Origin of the sequence: Hypericibacter terrae (assembly GCF_008728855.1) — a bacterium.
GTDB lineage: Bacteria > Pseudomonadota > Alphaproteobacteria > Dongiales > Dongiaceae > Hypericibacter > Hypericibacter terrae.
This window is the reverse complement of the sequence record NZ_CP042906.1, coordinates 3,822,814-3,843,968: the sequence shown is the minus strand read 5'-3', so window position 1 is coordinate 3,843,968 and position 21,155 is coordinate 3,822,814. Positions and strand designations below refer to the sequence as shown.

Sequence of the window (21,155 nt, the reverse complement as noted above, 5' to 3'; positions counted from 1 at the left end):
GGGCGGAGAAGGGCTATACAAAGTCTGGGGGTGCCGAAAATGCGTGAAGCGCGTGGGTTGAGCGGAGGATATCGGATCAAGGCGGCGACCGGTTCGCTGGTACTCGCGGCGGTTCTCCTTGTGTCCGCCTGCGGCGAGAAGCAGCAGGCTCAGCAAACGCCCCCCGCGCCGCCGGCCGTCGGCGTCATGGCGGTGACCAGCAAACCCATCAATCCCAGCACCGGGTTCACCGGACGCGTCCAGGCGATCGACAAGGTCGACCTGCTGGCTCGGATCAATGGCTTTCTCGACAAGCGGCTGTTCCAGGAGGGCCAGCATGTCAACGTCGGCGATCTCCTGTTCGTGATCGAGCAGCCGCCCTACCAGGCCCAACTCGACCAGAAGGCCGCCGAGCTCGACAGCGCGGAGGCCGCCCAAAAGAACACCGCCGTGCAGTTGGCGCGCGCGCAGCAGCTGGTCAAGACCAACAACATTCCGCAGGCCACGCTCGATCAGCGCCAGGCCGAGGACACGATGGCCAGATCCCAGATTCTCGAGGCCAAGGCCGCGCTCGAGCAGGCCCAGATCAATTTTGCCTACACGGAGATCAAGGCGCCGATCTCGGGGCGCATCGGCCAGTCGACGTTCACCGTCGGCAGCTACCTGACGCCGCAGTCCGGCACATTGGCGACCATCGTCAGCCAGGATCCGATCTATGTAACCTTTCCGGTGGCGCAGCGGATCGTGACCGACTATCGGCGCCAGCACCCGGAACCGGGCGCGACCGACGCGATCGCCGTGAAGCTCAAGCTCGCCGACAACTCCGATTACAACCACATAGGCAAGATCGACTTCATCAATGTCGAGGTGGACCGGGGTACCGACACGGTGCTGGTCCGCGCCGTGTTCGACAACCCCGACGGCGTGCTGGTGGATGGCCAGTTCGTCAACGTCGCCGTCGAGACGGGCGAGGGCCGCATGGGGCTGTCGATCCCGCAGACGGCGATCCAGCTCGATCAGGCCGGTGCTTACGTGTTTGTAATCGACGCGGACAACAAGGCGGAGATGCGGCGAATCAAGATCGAGGCTGGATCTGGCGGCGAGAGCACGGTCCTGGAAGGGTTGAAGGAAGGCGAAAAGATCGTGGTGGACGGCATTCAAAAGGTGCGGCCCGGACAGCCCGTGACGCCGACCGACGTCCAACCCGCCATCAAGAGCTGAGCAGCGCCATGCTGTCAGCCATCTTCATCGACCGCCCCCGGATGGCGTTCGTCATCGCCATCGTCACGGTCATTGCCGGGTTGATTGCGATTTCCTCGATTCCCGTGGCGCAGTTCCCGAACATCGTGCCGCCCCAGGTTCAGGTCACGGGATCCTATCCCGGCGCCAGTGCCGCCGTGGTCGAGCAGACCGTCGCCCAGCCGATCGAATCGAAGGTCAACGGCGTCGACAAGATGCTCTATATGAAGTCGACCAGCGGCAATGACGGAAGCTACACGCTGACGGTCACCTTCGCTCTCGGCACCGACCCCGACATCAACACGGTGAACGTGCAGAACCGGGTGAACCTTGCCCAGTCCAAGCTGCCGCAGGAGGTGTCGCGTCAGGGGCTCACGATCAAGAAGAAATCCTCGGCACTGCTGCAGATCATTTCGCTGTACTCGCCCAACGACAACTTCGACGCACTCTTTCTCAGCAACTATGCCACGATCAATCTGATCGACGTGCTGGCCCGGATCAACGGCGTGGGTGACGTGTTCATCTTCGGCCCGCTCGATTATTCGATGCGGATCTGGATCTCCAGCGACAAGCTGACCAGCTACGGCCTCTCGCCCAACGACGTCATCAGCGCGATCCAGAGCCAGAACGTGCAGGCCGCGGTCGGGCGCATCGGCGCGGAGCCGATCGGCGCCGACCAGCAGTTCCAGCTCAACATCCAGACCCAGGGCCGACTGGTCACCGAAGCCGAATTCAGCAACATCGTCCTGCGCGCCAATCCGGACGGTTCGGTGGTCAAGGTCGGCGACGTCGCGCGGGTCGAACTCGGGGCGACGACGTCGGATTCCTTCGGGCGTTTCAACGGCAAGCCCGCCGCCGTCATCGGCATCTACCAGGCGCCGGGCTCCAATGCGGTCGCCGTCGCCGAGAAGGTTCAATCGACCCTTGCGCAGCTCTCGAAGCGGTTTCCCGAGGGCGTGAACTACAAGATCGTCTACGACACGACGAGCTTCGTAAAGGAATCGATCAGCCAGGTGCTCCATACGCTGGTCGAGGCCTTTATTCTGGTCGTGCTCGTGGTCTTCCTGTTCCTCGGATCCTGGCGCGCGACCCTGGTGCCGCTGATCGCGGTTCCGGTCTCCCTCGTCAGCACCTTCGCAATTCTGCTGGTGCTCGGATTCTCGGCCAACATGATCACGCTGTTCGCGCTCGTCCTGGCGATCGGCATCGTGGTCGATGACGCCATCGTCGTGGTCGAGGAAGTGGAACGGCTGATGGAAGAGGAGAAGCTGGGCCCGAGGGAGGCCGCCAAGAAGGCGATGACCGAGATCACCGCGCCGATCATCGCGATCACGATGGTGCTGCTGTCGGTGTTCGTACCCGTCGGTTTCATGCCCGGAATCTCCGGCGTCCTCTTCAGCCAGTTCGCCGTCGCGGTCTCGGTGGCGATGCTGTTCTCCGCGATCAACGCGCTGACGTTGAGCCCGGTTCTCTGCGCCCTGCTGCTGAAGCCGACGCATCGCCGTCGCGGCCCGATCAAGTGGATCATGGCCGGCATCGACAAGACCCGCGACGGTTATGCGTGGGTCGTTCATCGCCTGGTTCGCGTGGCGCTTCTGAGCCTCCTTGCGGTCGGCGGCGCCGCGTTCCTCATGGTGGCGCTGTCGAAGATGACGCCGTCCGGGTTCCTGCCTGAGGAGGACCAGGGTCTGTTCTTCGTCGAGCTGCAGCTGCCCGACGGCGCCTCGGTCAACCGCAGCAGCGCGGCAATGTCCCATATCGAAGAAGTCGTGAAGGCGATGCCGGGGGTGGAGGACGTCACCAGCGTCGTCGGATACAGCTTCCTCGCCGGCCTCAATCAGTCGAACAGCGCCATGTTGTTCGCGTCCTTGAAGCCATTTGAGGAGCGCACCGCCAAGAACGAGAGCGTCCAGGCGATCATCGCCGCGATCCGGCGGGAGGGCGCCACGTTCCTGGCGGCCAACGTGATCCCCTTCAACCTTCCGGCGATCATCGGACTCGGCTCGACCGGCGGTTTCGAGTATCAGCTTCAGGACCTGGAAGGGCGGGATCCTCAGGACCTGGCCGCCGTGATGCGGGGCCTTGTCGTTGCCGGCAATCAGGATCCCAACCTCAGCGCCGTCTTCAGCACGTTCACCGCCAACACGCCCCAGCTCTATCTCAACATCGACCGCTACAAAGCTCAGACGCTGGGGGTGTCGATCAGCGACATCTTCAACGCGCTGCAGGCCACGCTCGGCGGCTACTACGTCAACGACTTCAATCTTTTCGGCCGCACTTGGCAGGTCAAGATCCAGGCCGAGGGAATCGATCGCGCAAAAGTCGACGACATCTGGCGCATCTATGTCCGCAACAATCAGGGCCAGATGGTGCCCATCCGGAGCCTGGCGAGCGTATATCCGGTCCTGCAGCCACAGGCCATCATTCGCTACAACAACTATCGCAGCGTGACCGTCAATGGTTCGCCGGCGCCCGGTGTCAGTTCAGGCGTGGCCCTGACCGCCATGGAGAAGGTCTCGGACGCCACCCTGCCGCAGGGCTATGGCTACGAATGGACCGGCACGGCGCTGCAGGAGAGCCAGGCCGCCGGTCAGACGGTCATGGTTTTCAGCATGGCGATCTTGTTCGCCTATCTGTTCCTGGTGGCCCTGTATGAGAGCTGGAGCATCCCGGTCTCGGTATTGCTCTCGGTGACGGTGGGCCTGGCCGGCGCCATGGCCGCGATCATCGTGGCGGGTCTCAGCCTCGACCTCTACGCGCAGATCGGCATCGTCGTGCTGATCGCGCTGGCCAGCAAGAACGCCATCCTGATCGTCGAGTTCGCGATGGCGCAGCGCGCCAAGGGCGTCGCCATCTCGGAAGCAGCGGTCAACGGCGCGCGCCTGCGATTCCGCGCGGTGATGATGACGAGCTTCGCCTTCATCCTCGGGCTGGTGCCGCTGGTCATCGCGAGCGGCGCCGCCGCCGCCAGCCGTCGCGCGGTCGGCACCGCCGTGTTCGGCGGCATGCTCGCGGCCTCGGTGCTGGGCATCTTCGTGATTCCCGGTCTCTATGTCGTGTTCCAGCGCTTCCGCGAATGGGTCCACGGGCTGGGCAAGCGCAAGGAGAAACCGGCGCCCGCCTCGGCACCGGCGCCAGCGCCGGCCGAAGGTGGCCACTGAGCCGAACGGGCTCGGTTGCGGTCGATCCATGAGGGGATGGGGCACCCGAGGGCCCAGGCCTCAGCGGCCTGCTACCCGGGACGTCCGCCCTCAGCCGGCGCGCGCCACCCGCGTCAACTCGCGCTCCATCGCCTCGACATGGGCCTTGAAGCTGTGCTTGCGGTGCAGGACCACATTGCCGCTCTGACCCAGCCGCTGGGCCAGCTCGCGATCCTCATAGATCATGCGGATATTGCCGGCGAGCACCCGGAAATCGTTGACCGGCGAGAGCAGGCCGCTGCGGCCCTGGATGATGGTCTCGGGGATCGGCCCGAAGTCGCTCGCGAGCACGCATTTGGAGAAGCTGAGCCCCTCAAGGATGGCAAGCGTGATCAGATCGTCGCGGGTGGGAAAGATCATCGCGTCGCAATGCTGGATATAGGCCGCGACCATCTCTTCGGGCACCGAGCCCGGATAGAGGATGTCGACGCCGCTCTCGAACAGCCGCGTCGCGAAGGGATCGTTCTCCTTGCGCCCGCCCAGCATCACCAGCGTGATGTTGGGATTGCCCAGATGGGCCAGGGCCTGGACGCTGAGATCCTGCCCCTTGCGCGGGTCGATGCGGCCCAGATGCAAGAGATAGAAGCGCTCGGGCTTCTTCTCGAAGGGGCAGGGGCGGGGCGAGAGATCCATGCCGATGCCGTAGGGCACCACCGTCCAATTGTCGCGCTTGAGGTAGCGGCCCCAGAGCCATTGGGCCTGCCATTGGGTCGGGAACACGATCCGGTCGGCGGTGCCGAAGGCCTCGGGCTTGAAATCCGCCATCTTGGTGTAGCCCAGCCCGAATTTCGGCTCGTGGATCCACCAGACCAGCGGGCAGCGTCCCGCCGTCTGCATCACGATGCCGGAGGCGGTCACGGTGTTGAACAGCGCGACGTCGTAATCCTTGAGCTTGACCCCTTCCTTGAGCGGAATGCCGTAGCGCTCGAATTCGGCCTCGAGCGGCTCGGTCGGGCGGGTCAGCTTCAGGACATGGATGTCGTGACGCTTGCGCAGCTCGCGCAGCAGGCGCAGCAGAATGATCGGCGCACCCTCGCGCACGAAATTATGGCTGTAGGCCAGGATCCGCATGCGTCTTTCCCCCTATGGCGCGAGCCTTGCCCCCAGCGCCCCCGCCGTCATCCCCCGATGACGGCTCCTCTTACATCCGTCCGACCGCGCCGACCTTCGTCGGCGCCGGCTGGCGCGACAAGGCCGGAATCACGTCGTCGACGCGATCGACCACCGAATAGAGCGGCGCCGGATCGGCCATGAAGCCCTCCTGCCGGCCATGCTCGACCAGACGCAGCAGCGGATCCCAATAGCCGCCTTCGTTCAGCACGACGATCGGCTTGTCATGCTGGCCCAGCTGCCGCCAGGTGATGACCTCGAAGAATTCCTCGAGCGTGCCGAATCCGCCCGGCATCATGCAGAAGCCATCAGAGAGCTCGAACATGAGCTGCTTGCGCGCATGCATGCTGTCCACCACGCGCAGCTCGTCGATCTCACGGTTGCCGATCTCGCGGATCTCGAGGAAGTTCGGGATCACGCCGGTGACCTGGCCGCCCGCGCTCTTGACCGCATCGGCGACGACGCCCATCAGCCCGACGCGCCCGCCGCCATAGATGAGCCGCACGTCGTTCTGCGCGATATGCCGGCCCAGCCGCTGGGCGATGTCACGATAGGCGGGCCCGCGGCCTTCGGCCGCGCCGCAATAGACGCACAGGGATTTGATCGAAGCCGTCATGAGTTCCGGTGGTTATATCGGTTGGGGGCCGCGACATCGGCGGCGCCCGGTAACAAAGGCCGGCGACCATAGCCCCGTCCGGCCTTCAGGGCCAGTTGAAGCGGCGCGGGGGCCGGGCGGCATTTTGCCCGCCCGAATCGATCGCCCAAAAAAGGGTAGCCGATGATGGGGGCCGAGGGGCAAAACCCCGCTTTCGAGGCGGATATTCAAGGGTCTGGAGGGTAATGGTGCCGAACAATGCTTGCGAAGGGCTGAATCGGCGGGCGGCCTTTGCCGGCCGGGCCCGCTACCTGGCATTGGCGCTGCTGGGGCTGGGCCTGATGGCGATTTCGGGGCCTGCCCGAGCGGACAGCAGTGCCGACACCACGACGCAGATCGGGCGCGGGGCCTATCTCTTCGCCGCCGGCGGCTGCAATGCCTGCCACACCGACAAGAAGCATGGTGGCGCGCCGCTGGGGGGCGGGGTGGCCTTGGACACGCCCTTCGGCCGCTTCTATACGCCCAATATCAGCGCCGATCCGGACCACGGCATCGGCCGCTGGTCCGAAGCGGATTTCCTGCGGGCGCTGAAGCAGGGCATCGCGCCCGATGGCAGCTATTACTACCCGGCTTTCCCCTACACCGCCTACACCAAGGCCAATCCCGACGATCTCCTGGCGATTCGTGCCTATATTCTTTCCCTGCCGACGGCCCCCACCGCCAACAAGCCCCATGAACTGAGCTTTCCCTTCAGCTGGCGCGCGCTCCTCGGGGTCTGGCGCCTGATGAATTTTCAGGAAGGCGGTGCCTGGGTGGAGGACAACAGCCACGATGCGAGCTGGAACCGGGGCGCCTATCTGACCGAGGCGCTCGGTCACTGCGCCGAATGCCATACGCCGCGGGGATTCCTGGGCGGGCTCGAGCGGAGCCTCGCCTTTTCGGGCACCGCGGCGGCGCCGGGCGGCGGCAAGGTGCCGAACATCACGCCCGATCCCCAAACCGGAATCGGCAGCTGGTCGAAGGAGCAGGTGGTCCGTGTCCTGAAGGACGGGGCCCTGCCGAATTTCGATTATGTCGGCAGCGGGATGGGCGAGGTGGTGAGCGAAAACACCAGCAAGCTCACCGACGCAGACCGAACGGCCATCGCCGACTATCTGATGTCGCTGCCGCCCATTCGAAACGACGCGGCCAAGGCGACACAGCCCGGCAATTGAGGCCCGCGGCCAGCCGCCGAGGTCGCGAAAACCCCGCAGGCACGCCGGGTTGTGGCTGTTAACCCTTCCGGTTCAGCGGCATGACAGGGCCGCGCTCGGCTGTTACGCTTGGGCGTCAGCGCTGGCGGAGTCGCCAGGCCGCGAAACGCCGACCGTGATGGCCCGTTACGAGAGTCGAATTGAACCGCGTTCTCCTCATTGTGATCCTAGGCGCGGCTGTCGTGGCGGCGGCGCTGGTGCTGCAATTCACGATCAACCGTCAGAGCAGCGACGAGCCGCCGGCGACCGTCTCCAGCGAGCAGACGGCGAGCGCGCCCGCAGGCGAGACCGCGACCGAGACCGCCACGACCGAAACGCCGGCACCCGTCGAGCTCAAGCCCAGCTTCGACGTCGTCCGGGTGAAGCCGACCGGCGAGACGGTCATCGCCGGCCGCGCGCCGCCGGGCGCGGAGGTCACCATCAGCGACAATGGCCAGGTGCTGGGCAAGGTGACTGCCGACGAGCGCGGCGAATGGGTGTTCCTGCCCGAGAAACCGCTGGCGCCAGGCAATCATCAGCTCTCGCTGTCGGCAGTGCCGCCGGGCGGGGGACCGGCGACGGAATCGGACGACGTGGTGGTGGCGGTCGTGCCGCAGCCCGGCACGACGCTCGCGGGCCAGACCGGCGGCAGCACGGGCGAGGCCCTCGCCGTCATCGTGCCGCGCAATGGCGGCAGCGCCACGCAGGTGGTGCAACTGCCGTCGACCGCGCCCTCCGGCACGGCCACGCCCGATGCTCAGGCACCGCGCATGGGCGCCCTGTCGCTCGACACCGTGGACTATGACAATCACGGCGACATCATCGTCGGCGGTCATGCCGAGCCCGGCGCTCAGGTCATGATCTATCTCGACAATGGGTTGCTGGGCCAGGCCCTGGCCGGCGCCGACGGCCGCTGGGAACTGCGTCCCCAGCTGCCCGTGCCGCCGGGCCTCCACACGCTGCGCGCCGATCAGCTGAATGGCGAAAGCAAAGTGACGGCGCGCGTCGAGACGCCGTTCGAACGGGCCAAGCCCGGCGATCTCGCGGCTGCCGATTCCGCGACCGGGAGCATCGTGGTCCAGCCCGGCAACAGCCTGTGGCGGATGGCGCGGCGCACCTACGGCAGCGGCTGGCAATATTCGGTGATCTACGAAGCGAACAAGGAACAGATTCGCAATCCCGACCTGATCTATCCCGGTCAGGTCTTCAAGCTGCCGCAAGCCAGCACCAATTGACGGCGCTGGCGGCGCGCTTTCAGGCGGCGTTCTTGCTCGCCCGCTTGGGCGGCAGGAACTCGGCCACCAGCGCCAGATAAGGCATCAGTTCCAGCAGCAGGACGGTGGTGGCGCCGATCAGACGGCCGGCGGTCAGCGGGCGTTCGACCGGAATTTCGCCCACGGCGCGGACGCTCATATTGGCGCCGGTCATGAGGCGGGTGTGCGGCAGCTGGCGGGTCGCCTGCAGGAGGGCCAGCGCGCGCTGCCGGCGCTCGCGCGATTCGATCGAGTAGGGCAGCGGCAGGAGATCTGCGCCGATCGTCAGCCGGGCGCCTGCCTGCGTGGCGAAGGCCTGGCCGCTGAACCGATGGCCGAGGAACGCAAAGCGGAAGGCGACCGGATTGTCTTCGCCCCGTTCTTCGATGATGCCTTCCGCGCTGACCGAGACCGCACTGATCTCGATGGGCAGCGCCTGGCGCGCGATCTGGGCGAACATTGTCTGCGCCATGGGGCTCGGAACCTTATCGGGAAACTCGCTCAGAAAGGCGTATCACGGGCGCTTTTAAGGATAAGTTAAATGCCCAGAAACATTGGCAGAATTAGGGGCAATCAGGGGTTTGAACCCGGACCCCCGAGGCTGCCGGCGAGTCCCAGCCTTTGCGTTCTGGGACTGCCCAGCCTGTTGTAGATTGCCGCCATGACCGAACAATCCGTGAAACCCGCCGCCTCCGAACGACGCTATCGCGCCAATCTTCAAGGCGAAGTGGATGGCGCCCAGCTCTACCGCTCGCTGGCCGATGCCGAGCCCGACCCGAAGATCGCCGAGGTCTATCGGCGGTTGTCGGCGGTCGAGGAGGCCCATGGCGAGTTCTGGGAGCGAAAGCTCGAGGGGCTGGGAAAACGCATCAGGCCCCTGCGTGCCGGCTGGCGCACCCGGGCCCTGGGCTGGCTGGCGCGTCGCTTCGGACCGGAATTCGTGCTGCCGGTCATCAGCGGGCTCGAGCGGGCGGATGTCGGCAGCTACGACAGCCAGCCCGATGCCGTCGCCGGTGGACTGCCGCAAGCGGAGCGCTCTCACGCCCGGATCCTGGCGGCGATCGCGGGCGGTCCCAAGGGCGGGCTGCCCGGCTCGACGCTCGGGCGCATCGAGGGGCGCCATCGGACCGGTGGCAATGCCCTGCGGGCGGCCGTGCTGGGCGCCAATGACGGGCTGGTCTCCAATCTGAGCCTGGTCATGGGCGTGGCGGGCGCCACCGTCGACTCTCACACCCTGCTGATCACCGGTCTCGCCGGCCTTGTCGCCGGTGCCTGTTCCATGGCCATGGGCGAATGGCTGTCGGTCAACAGCGCGCGCGAGCTCTACCAGCAGCAGATCGACACCGAGGCCGGCGAGCTGGAACAGGCGCCCGATGAGGAGAAGGAAGAGATCATCCTGATCTATCAGGCCAAGGGCCTCGACGAGAAGCAGGCGCGCGCGCTGGCCGATCAGTTGATGGCGAACAAGGACACGGCGCTGGATACGCTGGTGCGCGAAGAGCTGGGCATCGATCCCGACGAACTGGGCGGGTCGGCCTGGACGGCGGCCGGCACCTCGTTCTGCCTGTTCGCCTTCGGCGCCGTCTTCCCGATCCTTGGGCTGTTCTTTCTCGGCGCGGAGGCGGCGCTGCTGGCTGGCTTGATCGCCAGCGGCGCGGCCTTGTTCGCGATCGGCGCGGGCACGAGCCTCTTCACGGGGCGCGGCGTTCTGTTCTCCGGATTCCGCCAGCTGCTGATCGGGTTCGCCGCTGCCGGCGTCACCTTCCTGATCGGGCGGCTGGTCGGCGTCAGTCTCGCGGGTTGACCCCTAGGACCATGCTCTCCAAATATCCGCTCACCTCCCTCAATCATACGAGAAAGAAACTCGACGTGACCCAGCAGAGCGCATCCGGCCGCTACGTCTTTCCGCCGCCGTCACAGCCAAGCCTGCCCGTCCGCGGCACGACCCAGCTCTTTCCCGTGCATCGCATCTATTGCGTCGGGCGAAACTATGCCGAGCATGCGATCGAGATGGGCCACGACCCGAAGCGCGAGGCGCCGTTCTTCTTCCAGAAGAATCCCGACACGCTGGTGCCCGACGGCGGCAGGTTCCCCTATCCCGACCGATCGACCGATGTGCATCACGAGCTCGAGCTGGTGGTGGCCCTGGCCAAGGGCGGCAAGAACATCGCGCCCAAGGACGCGGCAGCCTGCATATTCGGCTATGCGGTCGGCCTGGATATGACGCGGCGCGACCTGCAGGGCGAGGCCAAGAAGCTGGGCCGGCCCTGGGAGGTCGGCAAGGCGTTCGAGCAGGCGGCGCCCTGCTCGGCCATCGTGCCGGCGTCGCAGATCGGCCATCCGGCCAAGGGCGCCGTCTGGCTCGACGTGAATGGCGAGCGGCGCCAGACGGGCGATCTCAGCCAGCTGATCTGGTCGGTGCCGGAGATCGTCGGCCATCTTTCGGCGCTGTTCGAGCTGAAGCCCGGCGACCTGATCTTCACCGGCACGCCGGCGGGGGTCGGGCCGGTCAAGCGCGGCGACCGGCTCCATGGCGGCGTCGAGGGCGTGGGCGAGCTCCGGATCGAGGTCGCCTGAGGCCGGGGAGTTCCGCCCCGGATGCCGATATATCCCTTGAAATAGCAGGGTAAAACGCCGATCTGAGAGGGATCGGGAGAGGGCGTGGCGGGCCGCCGGGAATGCTTACCCCCTCGGCAACCGCCCGAGGATAGAATGCGCGCCGCCCGGCACCCGGCCGTCACGGCAAGCCACAGGACCTTTTCCTTGCTCGATCGCATCCTGGTTCCCATTCATCGCGAGGGCTGGCGTTTCGCGGGCCTGTTCGCGATCGCGACGCTGCTGCTGTGGTGGCTCTGGTCGCCGCTCGGCTGGGTCGGGCTGGTGGCGACTTTGTGGTGCATCTATTTCTTCCGCGACCCGCCGCGGGTGACGCCGATCCGCGCCGGGCTGGTGATCGCGCCCGCCGATGGCGTGGTGCAGGCAATCGAGCCCGCCGTGCCGCCGGCGGAGCTGGGCATGCCGGCCTTACCGCTGATCCGCATCAGCGTCTTCATGAATGTGTTCGACGTGCATGTGAACCGCATGCCGGTCGACGGCACGGTGCTGTCGCTGGGCTACCGGCCCGGCAAGTTCTTCAACGCCTCGCTCGACAAGGCGAGCGAGTTCAACGAGCGCCAGTCGGTCCGGCTACGCAGCGCGGACGGCCATGAGTTCGCGGTGGTCCAGATCGCGGGCCTGGTGGCGCGGCGGATCCGCTGCGATATCGAGACGAACCAGGCGGTGCGCGCGGGCGAACGCTTCGGGTTGATCCGCTTCGGCAGCCGCGTCGATGTCTATCTGCCCGAGGGCATCGCGCCGCTGGTCGTGGTGGGCCAGCGTTCGGTCGCGGGCGAGACGGTGTTTGCCGACCTGCAATCGGCCGAACCCATGCGAAGAGGAGAGATGCGCTGATGCGTAGGCGTCCTACGGTCGCGCGGCTGCGCGACCAGTCCTTCAACCGGTTGATCCCCAATATCCTGACCTTGCTGGCGCTCTGCGCCGGCCTGACCAGCATTCGCTTCGGCTTGCATCAGCATTGGGAAGCGGCCGTGGTGTCGATCCTGATCGCGGCCATCCTCGATGCGCTGGATGGCCGGATCGCGCGCCTGCTCGACAGCACCAGCAAGTTCGGCGCCGAGCTGGATTCGCTTTCCGACTTCGTCAGCTTCGGGGTGGCCCCGGCGCTGCTGCTCTATTTCTGGAATCTGTCGGAGACCGGGGCGCCGGGCTGGGTCGCGGTGCTGCTCTATTGCGTCTGCTGCGGCCTGCGTCTGGCCCGCTTCAACACCAAGCTCGACAACACCGACCTGCCGGCCTGGACCGGTCGCTTCTTCATGGGCGTGCCGGCGCCGGCGGCGGCCGGCCTGGTGCTGGTGCCGATGGTGGCCGACCTCGCCGTGGGGCCGGGCTATTTCGACAATCCGTGGCTTGCGGGCATCGTCGCGGTCGCGGTCGCCGGCCTGATGGTGAGCCGGCTGCCGACCTACTCTTTCAAACGGATCAAGGTGCCGCAACATTTCGTTCTTCCTACCCTGTTGATGGTAGGGGCGTTGGCGGCCTTCCTGGCCTCGAGCCCCTGGCTCACCTTGCTCGGCATCTGCGGCCTCTATCTCTGCTCGATGCCGCTGAGCTGGCTCTCCTATCGTCGCCTCGCGGGCACGACGCCGGTGGTCCCGGCCGCAGGCCCCGCCGCGATGGAAGAAGCCGATCTCGACGAGCCGGATGAATTGCCGCCTCACTGACCTTTCGAGCAGGCAGGCTCGGGGATTGCCGAACTCGGGGATTGCATAATGTTGGGGTGGAAATGCTGGACCCGAAATCGGGCTCCAGGCATTGTCCCCAATGTCCCTCGCTGTTCGAGCCTGCACCATGAGCGATGCCCCGATCTCACGCCGCGCGTTGCTGGCCGTGATCCGTCCCTGGATCGCCAGTGCCGTGGTCGTGCTCGCGCTGGCGCTGGCGGCGCGGTTCCTGGTGATCGAGCCGCGCGGCATCGGCATCGCCTGCCTGGGCGAGCCCGCGCCCTGGTGGTGCGGTCCGCGCGATCTGCTGGTGGTGATCTCGCGCGGCGGCGGCTGGGGCATGGCCTCGCTCGGCGTCGGCATATTGGCGCTGATCACCGGCTGGCGGCCTCTGGCTGTCCTGGCCTGCGCGTTGGGGCTCTGGGGCGTCGTGCTCTATAACGCCGGCGCCGCAGCCTTCGGTCTGCTATTTGGCCTGCTGCGCCTGGTGCGCGCCGATACCGGGCTCAGCGGCCCCGACCCGGAGCGCCCGCAAGGCCGGCAGCAGCGGTAGCGCCAGCAGCAGCGCGGTGGCGGCCCAGCCCAGCGCCACGAAATTGAGCGGCCCTTCGCGGATCGCCACCAGCAAGCCCGCCAGGAACAGCAGCCCCGAGAGCAACGCCTCCTCGCGCCGGTCGGCCTTGCGCGCGGCCGCGATGTCGCGGGCACTCCAGGCGAGCCACGCGAAGGCGATCGCCGGCGTGAGCAGCGCTGCCAGCGGAAAGTCGCGATAACGCGGATCGAAGATGAATCCGAGCGACAGCGCCAGCGCCGTGACCACGGCGGACCCCTGCAGCAGCGCCAGGATCGTCGGGAGATCGAGGCGCTTGCGCCAGGGACGGCACAGCCAGGCGAGAGCCGAAGAGAAGGCGGCGATCTTGAAGCGCCCGGTCGCCTGCGCATGAAACACCGCGAGCGCGCTGCCGGCGGTCACCAGCAGCAGCAGGGCTTCGGCGGCATAATCATAGGAGGCCATGGAAGCGAGCAGCGAATGGCGAACCTGCAGCAGGAGCGCGCTGCCGGTCGCTTCGGCAATCAGGCCGGCCAGGATCCAGTCGCCGATAGTGCCGCGATAGCCCCGGAGGAAAGCGGCGCCGAGCAGGACGAAACCGAGCCCACTGGCGATCGCGAAGTCGGTCTGCCATTGCGGATATTCGCTGACCGGGCCGCGCCAGGGGAACTTCGCCTGACGATCCGCATCGAAGATGCCCCAATAGCCCCCGACCGTGCCTTCGAGCGCGCGTTTCCAGGGCTGGTCGAAGGCCTCGATCAGATTGTAGTCGAGCCCGGCGCCGGCTCCGGCCACATAGGCCATGAACTCGCGCAGGTAACGGGCCTGGTTGACCAGGCTCGGGGTTGCGTCCTCGCGCTCTCGGCCCTCGCTGGGCCAGCCGGTTTCGCCGATCAGGATCGGCTTCGCGGGGAAGGCGGCGCGAACCTTGTCGACGATCGCCTCGAGATGGGCGAGGCCGGCCGCGACCGGCTGCGGCTGGTCCTCCCAATAGGGGAGGACGTGGACGGTGACGAAATCGACGGCGTCGGCGAGCTGCGGCGCCTTGAGCCAGAACTCCCAGACGTCGGCATAGGTGACGGGCTTGCCGGTCGCCTGCTTGACCCGCGCCAGCATGGCGGCGAGGGCCTCGGGCGTCTGCTCGCCGCGCAGCAGCACCTCGTTGCCGACGATGATCGCCCTGACCGTGTCGGGATAGGCATTGGCGAGCCGGATCACGTCGCTCAACTGGCGCTCGTTCGCCAGCGGATCGCGCCCGATCCAGGCGCCGACCAGGACGGTCATGCCGTAGCGCTGGGCGATCGGCAGGACCTGGTCGAGGCCCTGGTCGGTCGCGTAGAGCCGCACGCAATCGACGTCGGTGCTGAGGATCTTGAAATCCTCCTCGATCTGCCAGGCCGGGATATGGAGCGTGGGATCGAACGGCGTCTGGCTGCCGCGGAAGGGCGTGTAGGAGACGCAATGGATCTTGCCGGGCGGCGCGTCGGTGAGGGTGACCGGCCGGCCCATCTGCCACCAGAAGCCGAAGCCGGCGAGGCCGGCCAGCAGCAGCGCCAGGAGAGGGGCCAGAAAACCCGACCGCTGCGCCGCCGGTTGGCGGTTCACCGCTGGCTCGCCCATGTCAGCCCGAACGGGCTATTCGGCGGCAGGCGATTTGGCCTGCTCCGCGGCACCCAGCGGCAGCGCCACATGGCGGCGCTGGCCGAAGGGCAGGGCATTGATCATGGACAGCACCAGCGCCGAGGCGAAGGGCAGGGCCTGCACGAAGAGCAGCATGGCCCACAGCTTGGCCGCCGGTTCGACCACGCCGCGGGTCATCATGATGAGGACGCCGAAGCCGACCAGGAGCGCCGCGATCAGCGTCTCCTCCCAGGCGGCGAGCAGGCCGCGGATGAAGGCCGGCTGGTTCTCCAGCTTGGGCGTGCGCATGAAGGGCAGGTTGGTGGTGAAGGCGCCGCGCCAGACCGCCTTGGCGACGGTGTGGCCGAGGGCGAGCCCCGCGAGCGAGGCGCCCAGCCGCTCGATGAAGCTGCAGGGGACGCGCTGGGTATAGAGCCAGAGCGACTTGCCCACCTTGAAGGTGAACATGCCGAGCGTGACGATGAGGAACAGCGTCAAAGGCGGCTCGATGAACTGCGGCAGGACGATCATGCCGGCGGTCCAGAGGATGGCGAGGGCGACGAACATCAGCTGGAAGCCGTCGGCGATCCAGGGCAGCCAGCCGGCGACGAACTGGTAGCGCTGGGCGCGGGTGAGCTTGCGCTCGCCCCAGGGCAGCAGCTCGCGCCAATGGGTCTTCATGATCTGCATCGCACCATAGGCCCAGCGATAGCGCTGCTTGCGGAAGGCGTCGAAGCTGTCGGGGATCAGGCCCTTGCCGTAGCTCTTCTCGGTGTAGACGGCGCGGTAACCCGCCTCGAACAGGCGCAGGCCCAGCTCGGCATCCTCGGTGATGCACCATTCGGCCCAGCCGCCGACGCGCGTCAGGGCATCCTTCCGGATCAGCGCCATGGTGCCATGCTGGATGATGGCGTTGTGCTCGTCGCGGGTCTTCATGCCGAGATGGAAGAAGCCGGCATATTCCCAGAAGCAGAAGCGCTTGAAGAGGTCGTCCTTGCCGTCGCGGTAATCCTGCGGCGCCTGCACCAGCGCCACCTGCGGATCGGCGAAATGGCCGACGAGGTCCTTGAGCCATTCGCGGCTGACTTCATAGTCGCTGTCGATGGTGGCGACGACCTGGGCATCCGGGTTGGTGTGCGCCAGGGCGAAGTTGAGCGCGCCCGCCTTGAAGCCGGGCCATTTCGGCAGATGGAAGAAGCGGAAGTTCGGCCCGAGATTGCGGCAATAGACCTCGACCGGCTGCCAGCAGCTGTCGTCGGTCGAGTTGTTGTCGATGATCAGCACTTCGAAGTTCGGATAGTCGAGCCGCTCGAGCGCCTTGATGGTGCGGATCATCATGTCGGCCGGCTCGTTGCGGCAGGGGACATGGATCGAGACCATCGGCGGCGGCGTGTCGCCCAGGGCGGCGGGCGGCGCCAGGCGGCGGCGCGAGGAGCCGCGCCAGAGGCATTCCACCATCTCGATGCCCTCGGTCAGGAACACGCCGAGCAGCAGCAGCGTCGCCGGCGCGATCACGCCCAGCACGCCGATATCGAGATCGGTCAGATAGAGGCCCGAATAGGCGGCATAGACCCAGACGCCGGCGGAAACGGTGCCCTGCGCCAGGATGGCGAGGATCAGGCGGCCGCGGCGTTTCAGGCCCAGTTCCTGGCGCAGCAGCCAGAGCACGAAGGGCAGGCCCATGGCGAGGGTCGCCAGCGAAAGCCAGGGCCAGTCGGGCCGGTTCATCAGCACGCCGTCGAGCGCGGGCTTGAGCTTGCGGTCGGCGTCGAAGATGCCCCAATAGGCACCGACGCCGCCTTCCACCTGCATCTTCCAGGGCTGGTCGAAGGCTTCGATCACGAAATAGTCGAGATTATGTTCCTGGGCGACCGCGAGGAAGCGGCGCAGGAACAGGCCCTGATTGACCGGCGAGGCGACCGCGTCCTTGCGGGTCAGGCCCTCGGACGGCCAGCCGATTTCCGAGATGACGATGCGCTTGTTGGGGAATTTGCGCTGCAGATCCTCATAGCGCTCCATCACGAACTGGACCGCCTGGTCCGGGTCGATGCCTTCCCAGAAGGGCAGGATATGGACCGCGATGAAATCGACCTGCTGCGCCAGCTCGGGATGGGCGAGCCAGACATGCCAGGGTTCGGCGGTGCTGACGGGGAGCGGGGTCAGTGCCTTGACGGCGCGGATATATTGAATGAGCTCCGGCACCGTCACATCGGCGCGCAGGACGGACTCGTTGCCGACGATGAGCTGGGTGATGTTGCCGTTGCTGCGCGTCATGTCGATCAGGTTCGAGATCTCGCGCTTGTTCGCTTCGAGATCGGGCCCGATCCAGGCGCCGGCGGTGACGGTCAGGCCCTGTTTCCAAGCCAGCCGCGGCACCTGCATCATGGTGCCTTGCGTGGTGTAGGTACGGACCGAGCGGGCGACGCTGGCGACGGCCTTGAGATCGCGCGAGATCTCCTCGGGCGTCGGGTCGACCTTGGTCATGGGATTGTGGGCGTCGGTATAGGGCGCGAAGGACAGTCCGCGCAGTTCGCCGCGCCAGGGCTGCTCGTCCACCGGTCGATTGGTGATGCCCCACGCGCCAGCAAAAAATGCCGCCGTGACCAATCCAATGATCCAATTTGAAATACGCATGGTCCCTGTCGTCGCCCGTTCCGCTGTTCAACTGCGGAACTTAAAGTTTGTTCCCCGTCGCATATCACGCAGAGGTCGCTCAAATCCTGTGTCGGCGCTGTGTTCGCGCGGCTTTGCCGCACCGCAGATCGCTCTGCGTGCCGCCAAATCCCACTTGTCCCGAAAATGAAAGAGACCAGTGCCGGCTCTCGAGGAGCCGATCGCACAACCACGCGTCGCGCCGCGGTCGGTTCTGATCTTCCTTTCTTGGCTCGCCTTGTCAGCGCCCTAACGGGCACAGTTACGCCTGTAATTCAGGTAATTTGATGGCGTATTCATGCGTAATTATCGCAATTCAAATCTGCGATCAACGCACAACCCGACGCATCGTGCGATTTCTGTGGCGTAAGGATCGGAAGCGTTTCCACGCGACATGAGGCCATGTCGTCCGGGGGCAAAACCGGTGTGTGTTACGGTTCTGTAATCAGCCGGGCGATACTGCGACGAACCGCCGCGTCGTTGGCGGAAAGGCCGGGATGCGGCCGACCGGCCCTGCGTCTACCAGCGCTTGCAGGCTGCCCGCATATCCTCCGGAGCCAGTCGGATCGGGAAACGATCCCTGATCGCGGTGTCGGTCCCGGCATCTAGATAATTCGGATAATGCGACCCCAGGATCTCATGGACCCGCTCATGGGCGGCCTCGAGCACGTCCCGGCCGCCGGCTTCGGCCCAGACCGAGGCCGATTTGCGGTCGGCGATCTCGGGATAGAGATATTCGGTCTGCATCAGCTCCAGGGTCTGGTCGGATCCCAGGAAATGGCCCTGGCCGTCGACCGCCTGGCGGATGGCGTCGAGCGACAGGGTCTCGTCGTTAACCTCGATGCCCCGGAGGCTGCGCTGGACCATGCCCAGCATGTCGTTGTCGATGACCATGGCCTCGAAGGAGCAGCCCATCAGGCTGGCCAGCATCCCGGCGCATTCGCAGACATAGTTACCGCCCGCCAGCGCGGCCATCGCGACCGAGACGCCCTTCTCGAAGCCCGCCTGGTTGTCCGGCAGCTTGGAATCGGTCATGCCGGCCCCGACCGAGGCCGGCAGGTCGTAATAGCGGGCGATCTGCATGGCGGCGGCGCTCAAGATCGCCTCCTCGCCGCCCCCGCCGGTGAAGGAGCCGGTCCGCAGGTCCGAGACGAAGGGCCAGATGCCGAAGGTGGTCGGGTGACCCGGCCGCACCAGATTGACCACCATCACGGTCGCCAGCGTCTCGGCGACGGTCTGGACCAGCGTGCCGGCCAGCGCCGCCGGCGCGGTCGCCCCGGCTTGCGCGGCGATGGCGACGTCGCCGATCAGCCCCAGCCGCGTGGTCTCCATCAGGACGGCGGTCGAATCCTCGGCGAAGCGCAGGGGCGAGACGATCGGGCAGCAGCCGACGACCGCGAACGGCCGTTTGACGAACCGGCCTTCGCCGCCCATCGCCATGTCGAACAGCTGGACGATCGGCGCCACATGCTCGGCCTGGCCGATGCTGATGCCGAAGGTTTTGGCGGTTCCGGAGAGGCAGGCATAGGCGATGCTGGCCGCATGGGCCAGCGGATCGGCGATCTCGGTCGCCACGATGGTCTGGCCGAACTGATGGATATGCTCGAGCCGGTCGACCAGGCGCGCGAAGTCGTAAAGGTCCACCAGGGTCGAGGGCCGGAATCGGCGCTTCTTCAGGTCGAGCACCGTAACCGCTTCGCCGGCCGTCGTGAAATGGACGCGCTGGCCGCCGACATGGACGTCATAGCGGGAATCCGTGCGGCCATGGACCCAGAATTCGCGGGCCGCCTTGGCGATGACGTCTTCGACCAGCATGCGGGGAAAGAGAAGGCGTCCGCTCGGATCGAGCTTGCAGCCGCGCTCGAGCGCCAGCGACTGCAGGGCCGGCGGCGCATCCGCAACGCCGATCTCGGCCAGGACCGACAAGGCTGCCGCGTGGATGCGCTCGACGTCGCGGTCGGAGAGCGGCCGGTACTGGCCGCCCATGAGGCCCGGCCGGACGACGCGGCTGGAATCGCTGGTCTGGCGCGCCGCGATCCGCGCATCGCGCCCGCCCGAGCGGCGTGAGGGTCGCTCCGTCATCCCATCCCCCTGAGTTCGAGAACACCGCTTTCAAGAGTCAGGATAGCGCAACCACAAATAATTGCAAAATACCGTCGATTTGAAGCTGCGGAGATCTACCGAATTCATTCCCAGCCCGAATAGACATCGAAGCCGCGCTTGCGGATCTGGCCCGCCACCACGAGGCGCTGAATCTCGGAGGTGCCTTCCCAGATACGATCCACGCGGATATCGCGATAGAGCCGCTCGAGCGGGCTTTCGCGCATATAGCCGCGTCCGCCCAGGATCTGCAGCGCCTTGTCGATGACACGGCCGGCCATCTCGGAGCAGAAGAGCTTGAGGGCGCTCGCGCGGCCATGGATCAATTTGCGGTCGATCTTGCGATCGATCTCCCAGGCGACGCGATAGAGCATCGACTTGGCGGCGAAGATCTCGACCGCCATGTCGGCCAGCATGAACTCGATCGCCTGGAAATCGCGGATCGGCTTGCCGAACTGGACCCGGTTCGTGGCGTAGTCGTTGGCAATCTCGGCCGCGCGGATCGCCGCCCCGAGCGCATGCGACGCGATCTGCAGCCGCGCCTCGACGAACCAGTCCTTGGTCAGTTCGAGGCCCTGGCCGACGTCGCCCAGCATGCGGTCGGCCGGGACTTCGACATTCTCGAACCGCAGCTCGGCATGATCGAAGGCGAAGTTGTGCATGAATTTCGGCGAGCGCAGATGGGTCATGCCCTTGGCCGGCTTGTCGACCAGGAACAGGGTCGGCTTGTTGGGATCGTTGTCGACATGGGCATGGACGATAATGAAGTCCGACGCGTTGTAGGAGGTGACGAACCACTTCTCCCCGTTGAGCAGCCAGCGGTCGCCTTTGCGCACGGCGGTAGTCTCCACCTGGCGCGGATCGGAGCCGGCATTGGGTTCGGTGATGGCGAAGCAGCCGCGCCGCTCGCCATGGCAGGAGGGCTGGAGATAGTCGCGCTTCTGCGCGGCCGTGCCGAATTTGAGACTGACCGGCGGCCGCCAGACGCAGCTCCAGAGTCCGTTGGTCACGCGGCCGAGCTGCTCCTCGATGACGGTCTGCTCGACCATGGTCAGGCCCAGCCCGCCGTTTTCCTTGCTGTGGTTGATGCCGGCAAGACCCCAGTCGCGCACCGCCTGGCGAATGGCGGCGCGGCGCTCCATGGGCACTTCTCCATGTTCATCCGCGATCAGCTCCAGCGGCACCAAGACCTGATCGCAGAAGTCCCGACCCTTTGCAGCAAGTTCCTTCTCGCGCACCGACAATTCGAGATCCATATCCCTCGCTCCTGGACAGCCCGATAACGGGTTCTTGAATAGCGTATCGGGCCGCGGCGGGCGACGGATTTCGCCGCCTATGCCGTGTA

At 66.2% G+C, this 21,155-nt stretch carries 16 protein-coding genes; 9 read left to right on the top strand and 7 right to left on the bottom strand.

The genetic code is table 11. The annotated features are described in order from the left end of the window. The first annotated feature begins 39 nt into the window (after positions 1–39). Positions 40–1,200 carry an efflux RND transporter periplasmic adaptor subunit gene (locus FRZ44_RS17465; protein ID WP_151178392.1) on the top strand — a complete coding sequence of 387 codons (1,161 nt, stop codon included), beginning with the start codon at positions 40–42 and terminating at the stop codon, positions 1,198–1,200. 8 nt (positions 1,201–1,208) lie between these two features. Then, on the top strand, positions 1,209–4,379 hold the full coding sequence (locus FRZ44_RS17460; protein WP_151178391.1) for an efflux RND transporter permease subunit: 3,171 nt from the start codon (positions 1,209–1,211) through the stop codon (positions 4,377–4,379). Between the two features lie 90 nt (positions 4,380–4,469). On the opposite strand, the gene FRZ44_RS17455 is transcribed toward FRZ44_RS17460, so the two are convergent. Both FRZ44_RS17455 and FRZ44_RS17450 read right to left on the bottom strand, forming a co-directional pair. Continuing rightward, positions 4,470–5,489, bottom strand: a complete 1,020-nt coding sequence (locus tag FRZ44_RS17455; RefSeq protein ID WP_151178390.1) for a glycosyltransferase family 4 protein — start codon at positions 5,487–5,489, stop codon at positions 4,470–4,472. 70 nt (positions 5,490–5,559) lie between these two features. Further along, positions 5,560–6,144 (bottom strand): LOG family protein, encoded by a 585-nt coding sequence (locus FRZ44_RS17450; protein ID WP_151178389.1) that lies wholly within the window; start codon positions 6,142–6,144, stop codon positions 5,560–5,562. Positions 6,145–6,368: 224 nt separating this feature from the next. Between FRZ44_RS17450 and FRZ44_RS17445 the strand changes: the two genes are divergently transcribed. After that, entirely contained in the window at positions 6,369–7,337 is a 969-nt protein-coding gene (locus FRZ44_RS17445; RefSeq protein WP_151178388.1) for a c-type cytochrome, read from the top strand. 179 nt (positions 7,338–7,516) lie between these two features. Beyond that, the gene (locus FRZ44_RS17440) at positions 7,517–8,590 is read left to right on the top strand and encodes a LysM peptidoglycan-binding domain-containing protein (RefSeq protein WP_151178387.1); all 1,074 of its coding nucleotides are present in this window, start codon (positions 7,517–7,519) and stop codon (positions 8,588–8,590) included. Positions 8,591–8,609: 19 nt separating this feature from the next. On the opposite strand, the gene FRZ44_RS17435 is transcribed toward FRZ44_RS17440, so the two are convergent. Further along, positions 8,610–9,080, bottom strand: a complete 471-nt coding sequence (locus FRZ44_RS17435; protein ID WP_151178386.1) for a hypothetical protein — start codon at positions 9,078–9,080, stop codon at positions 8,610–8,612. A gap of 189 nt (positions 9,081–9,269) precedes the next feature. On the opposite strand from FRZ44_RS17435, the gene FRZ44_RS17430 reads away from it, so the two are divergent. From FRZ44_RS17430 to FRZ44_RS17410, 5 genes are all read left to right on the top strand, one after another. Then, on the top strand, positions 9,270–10,412 hold the full coding sequence (locus FRZ44_RS17430) for a VIT1/CCC1 transporter family protein (protein WP_151178385.1): 1,143 nt from the start codon (positions 9,270–9,272) through the stop codon (positions 10,410–10,412). 65 nt (positions 10,413–10,477) lie between these two features. Next, positions 10,478–11,185, top strand: coding sequence for a fumarylacetoacetate hydrolase family protein (locus tag FRZ44_RS17425; RefSeq protein WP_225308314.1), 708 nt, complete (start codon positions 10,478–10,480; stop codon positions 11,183–11,185). A gap of 135 nt (positions 11,186–11,320) precedes the next feature. Further along, on the top strand, positions 11,321–12,058 hold the full coding sequence (locus FRZ44_RS17420; protein ID WP_151178383.1) for a phosphatidylserine decarboxylase: 738 nt from the start codon (positions 11,321–11,323) through the stop codon (positions 12,056–12,058). Next, positions 12,058–12,888 (top strand): CDP-diacylglycerol--serine O-phosphatidyltransferase, encoded by an 831-nt coding sequence (pssA, locus tag FRZ44_RS17415; RefSeq protein WP_151178382.1) that lies wholly within the window; start codon positions 12,058–12,060, stop codon positions 12,886–12,888. The genes FRZ44_RS17420 and pssA overlap by 1 nt, the downstream gene beginning before the upstream one ends. Positions 12,889–13,015: 127 nt before the next feature. Continuing rightward, positions 13,016–13,441, top strand: coding sequence for a hypothetical protein (locus tag FRZ44_RS17410; RefSeq protein ID WP_151178381.1), 426 nt, complete (start codon positions 13,016–13,018; stop codon positions 13,439–13,441). Here FRZ44_RS17410 and FRZ44_RS17405 read toward each other — a convergent pair. The 4 genes from FRZ44_RS17405 to FRZ44_RS17390 all read right to left on the bottom strand — a co-directional run bounded on the left by FRZ44_RS17405 (position 13,355) and on the right by FRZ44_RS17390 (position 21,066). Next, a complete protein-coding gene (locus FRZ44_RS17405) occupies positions 13,355–15,043 on the bottom strand; it encodes a glycoside hydrolase family 17 protein (RefSeq protein ID WP_151178380.1) in 1,689 nt (562 codons plus the stop codon). The two genes, FRZ44_RS17410 and FRZ44_RS17405, sit on opposite strands and share 87 nt — an antisense overlap. A 30-nt stretch (positions 15,044–15,073) precedes the next feature. Beyond that, positions 15,074–17,692, bottom strand: coding sequence for a glycosyltransferase (locus FRZ44_RS17400; RefSeq protein WP_151178379.1), 2,619 nt, complete (start codon positions 17,690–17,692; stop codon positions 15,074–15,076). A gap of 537 nt (positions 17,693–18,229) precedes the next feature. Then, on the bottom strand, positions 18,230–19,792 hold the full coding sequence (locus FRZ44_RS17395; protein ID WP_151178378.1) for a trimethylamine methyltransferase family protein: 1,563 nt from the start codon (positions 19,790–19,792) through the stop codon (positions 18,230–18,232). A 104-nt stretch (positions 19,793–19,896) separates the two neighbouring features. Next, positions 19,897–21,066, bottom strand: a complete 1,170-nt coding sequence (locus FRZ44_RS17390; RefSeq protein ID WP_151178377.1) for an acyl-CoA dehydrogenase family protein — start codon at positions 21,064–21,066, stop codon at positions 19,897–19,899. Between the last annotated feature and the right edge of the window lie 89 nt (positions 21,067–21,155).

Coding starts and splice junctions, on each gene's coding strand:
- FRZ44_RS17465 (WP_151178392.1), top strand. CDS start 40: ATGCGTGAAGCGCGTGGGTTGAGCGGAGGATATCGGATCAAGGCGGCG.
- FRZ44_RS17460 (WP_151178391.1), top strand. CDS start 1,209: ATGCTGTCAGCCATCTTCATCGACCGCCCCCGGATGGCGTTCGTCATC.
- FRZ44_RS17455 (WP_151178390.1), bottom strand. CDS start 5,489: ATGCGGATCCTGGCCTACAGCCATAATTTCGTGCGCGAGGGTGCGCCG.
- FRZ44_RS17450 (WP_151178389.1), bottom strand. CDS start 6,144: ATGACGGCTTCGATCAAATCCCTGTGCGTCTATTGCGGCGCGGCCGAA.
- FRZ44_RS17445 (WP_151178388.1), top strand. CDS start 6,369: ATGGTGCCGAACAATGCTTGCGAAGGGCTGAATCGGCGGGCGGCCTTT.
- FRZ44_RS17435 (WP_151178386.1), bottom strand. CDS start 9,080: ATGGCGCAGACAATGTTCGCCCAGATCGCGCGCCAGGCGCTGCCCATC.
- FRZ44_RS17430 (WP_151178385.1), top strand. CDS start 9,270: ATGACCGAACAATCCGTGAAACCCGCCGCCTCCGAACGACGCTATCGC.
- FRZ44_RS17420 (WP_151178383.1), top strand. CDS start 11,321: ATGCGCGCCGCCCGGCACCCGGCCGTCACGGCAAGCCACAGGACCTTT.
- pssA (WP_151178382.1), top strand. CDS start 12,058: ATGCGTAGGCGTCCTACGGTCGCGCGGCTGCGCGACCAGTCCTTCAAC.
- FRZ44_RS17410 (WP_151178381.1), top strand. CDS start 13,016: ATGAGCGATGCCCCGATCTCACGCCGCGCGTTGCTGGCCGTGATCCGT.
- FRZ44_RS17400 (WP_151178379.1), bottom strand. CDS start 17,692: ATGCGTATTTCAAATTGGATCATTGGATTGGTCACGGCGGCATTTTTT.
- FRZ44_RS17395 (WP_151178378.1), bottom strand. CDS start 19,792: ATGACGGAGCGACCCTCACGCCGCTCGGGCGGGCGCGATGCGCGGATC.
- FRZ44_RS17390 (WP_151178377.1), bottom strand. CDS start 21,066: ATGGATCTCGAATTGTCGGTGCGCGAGAAGGAACTTGCTGCAAAGGGT.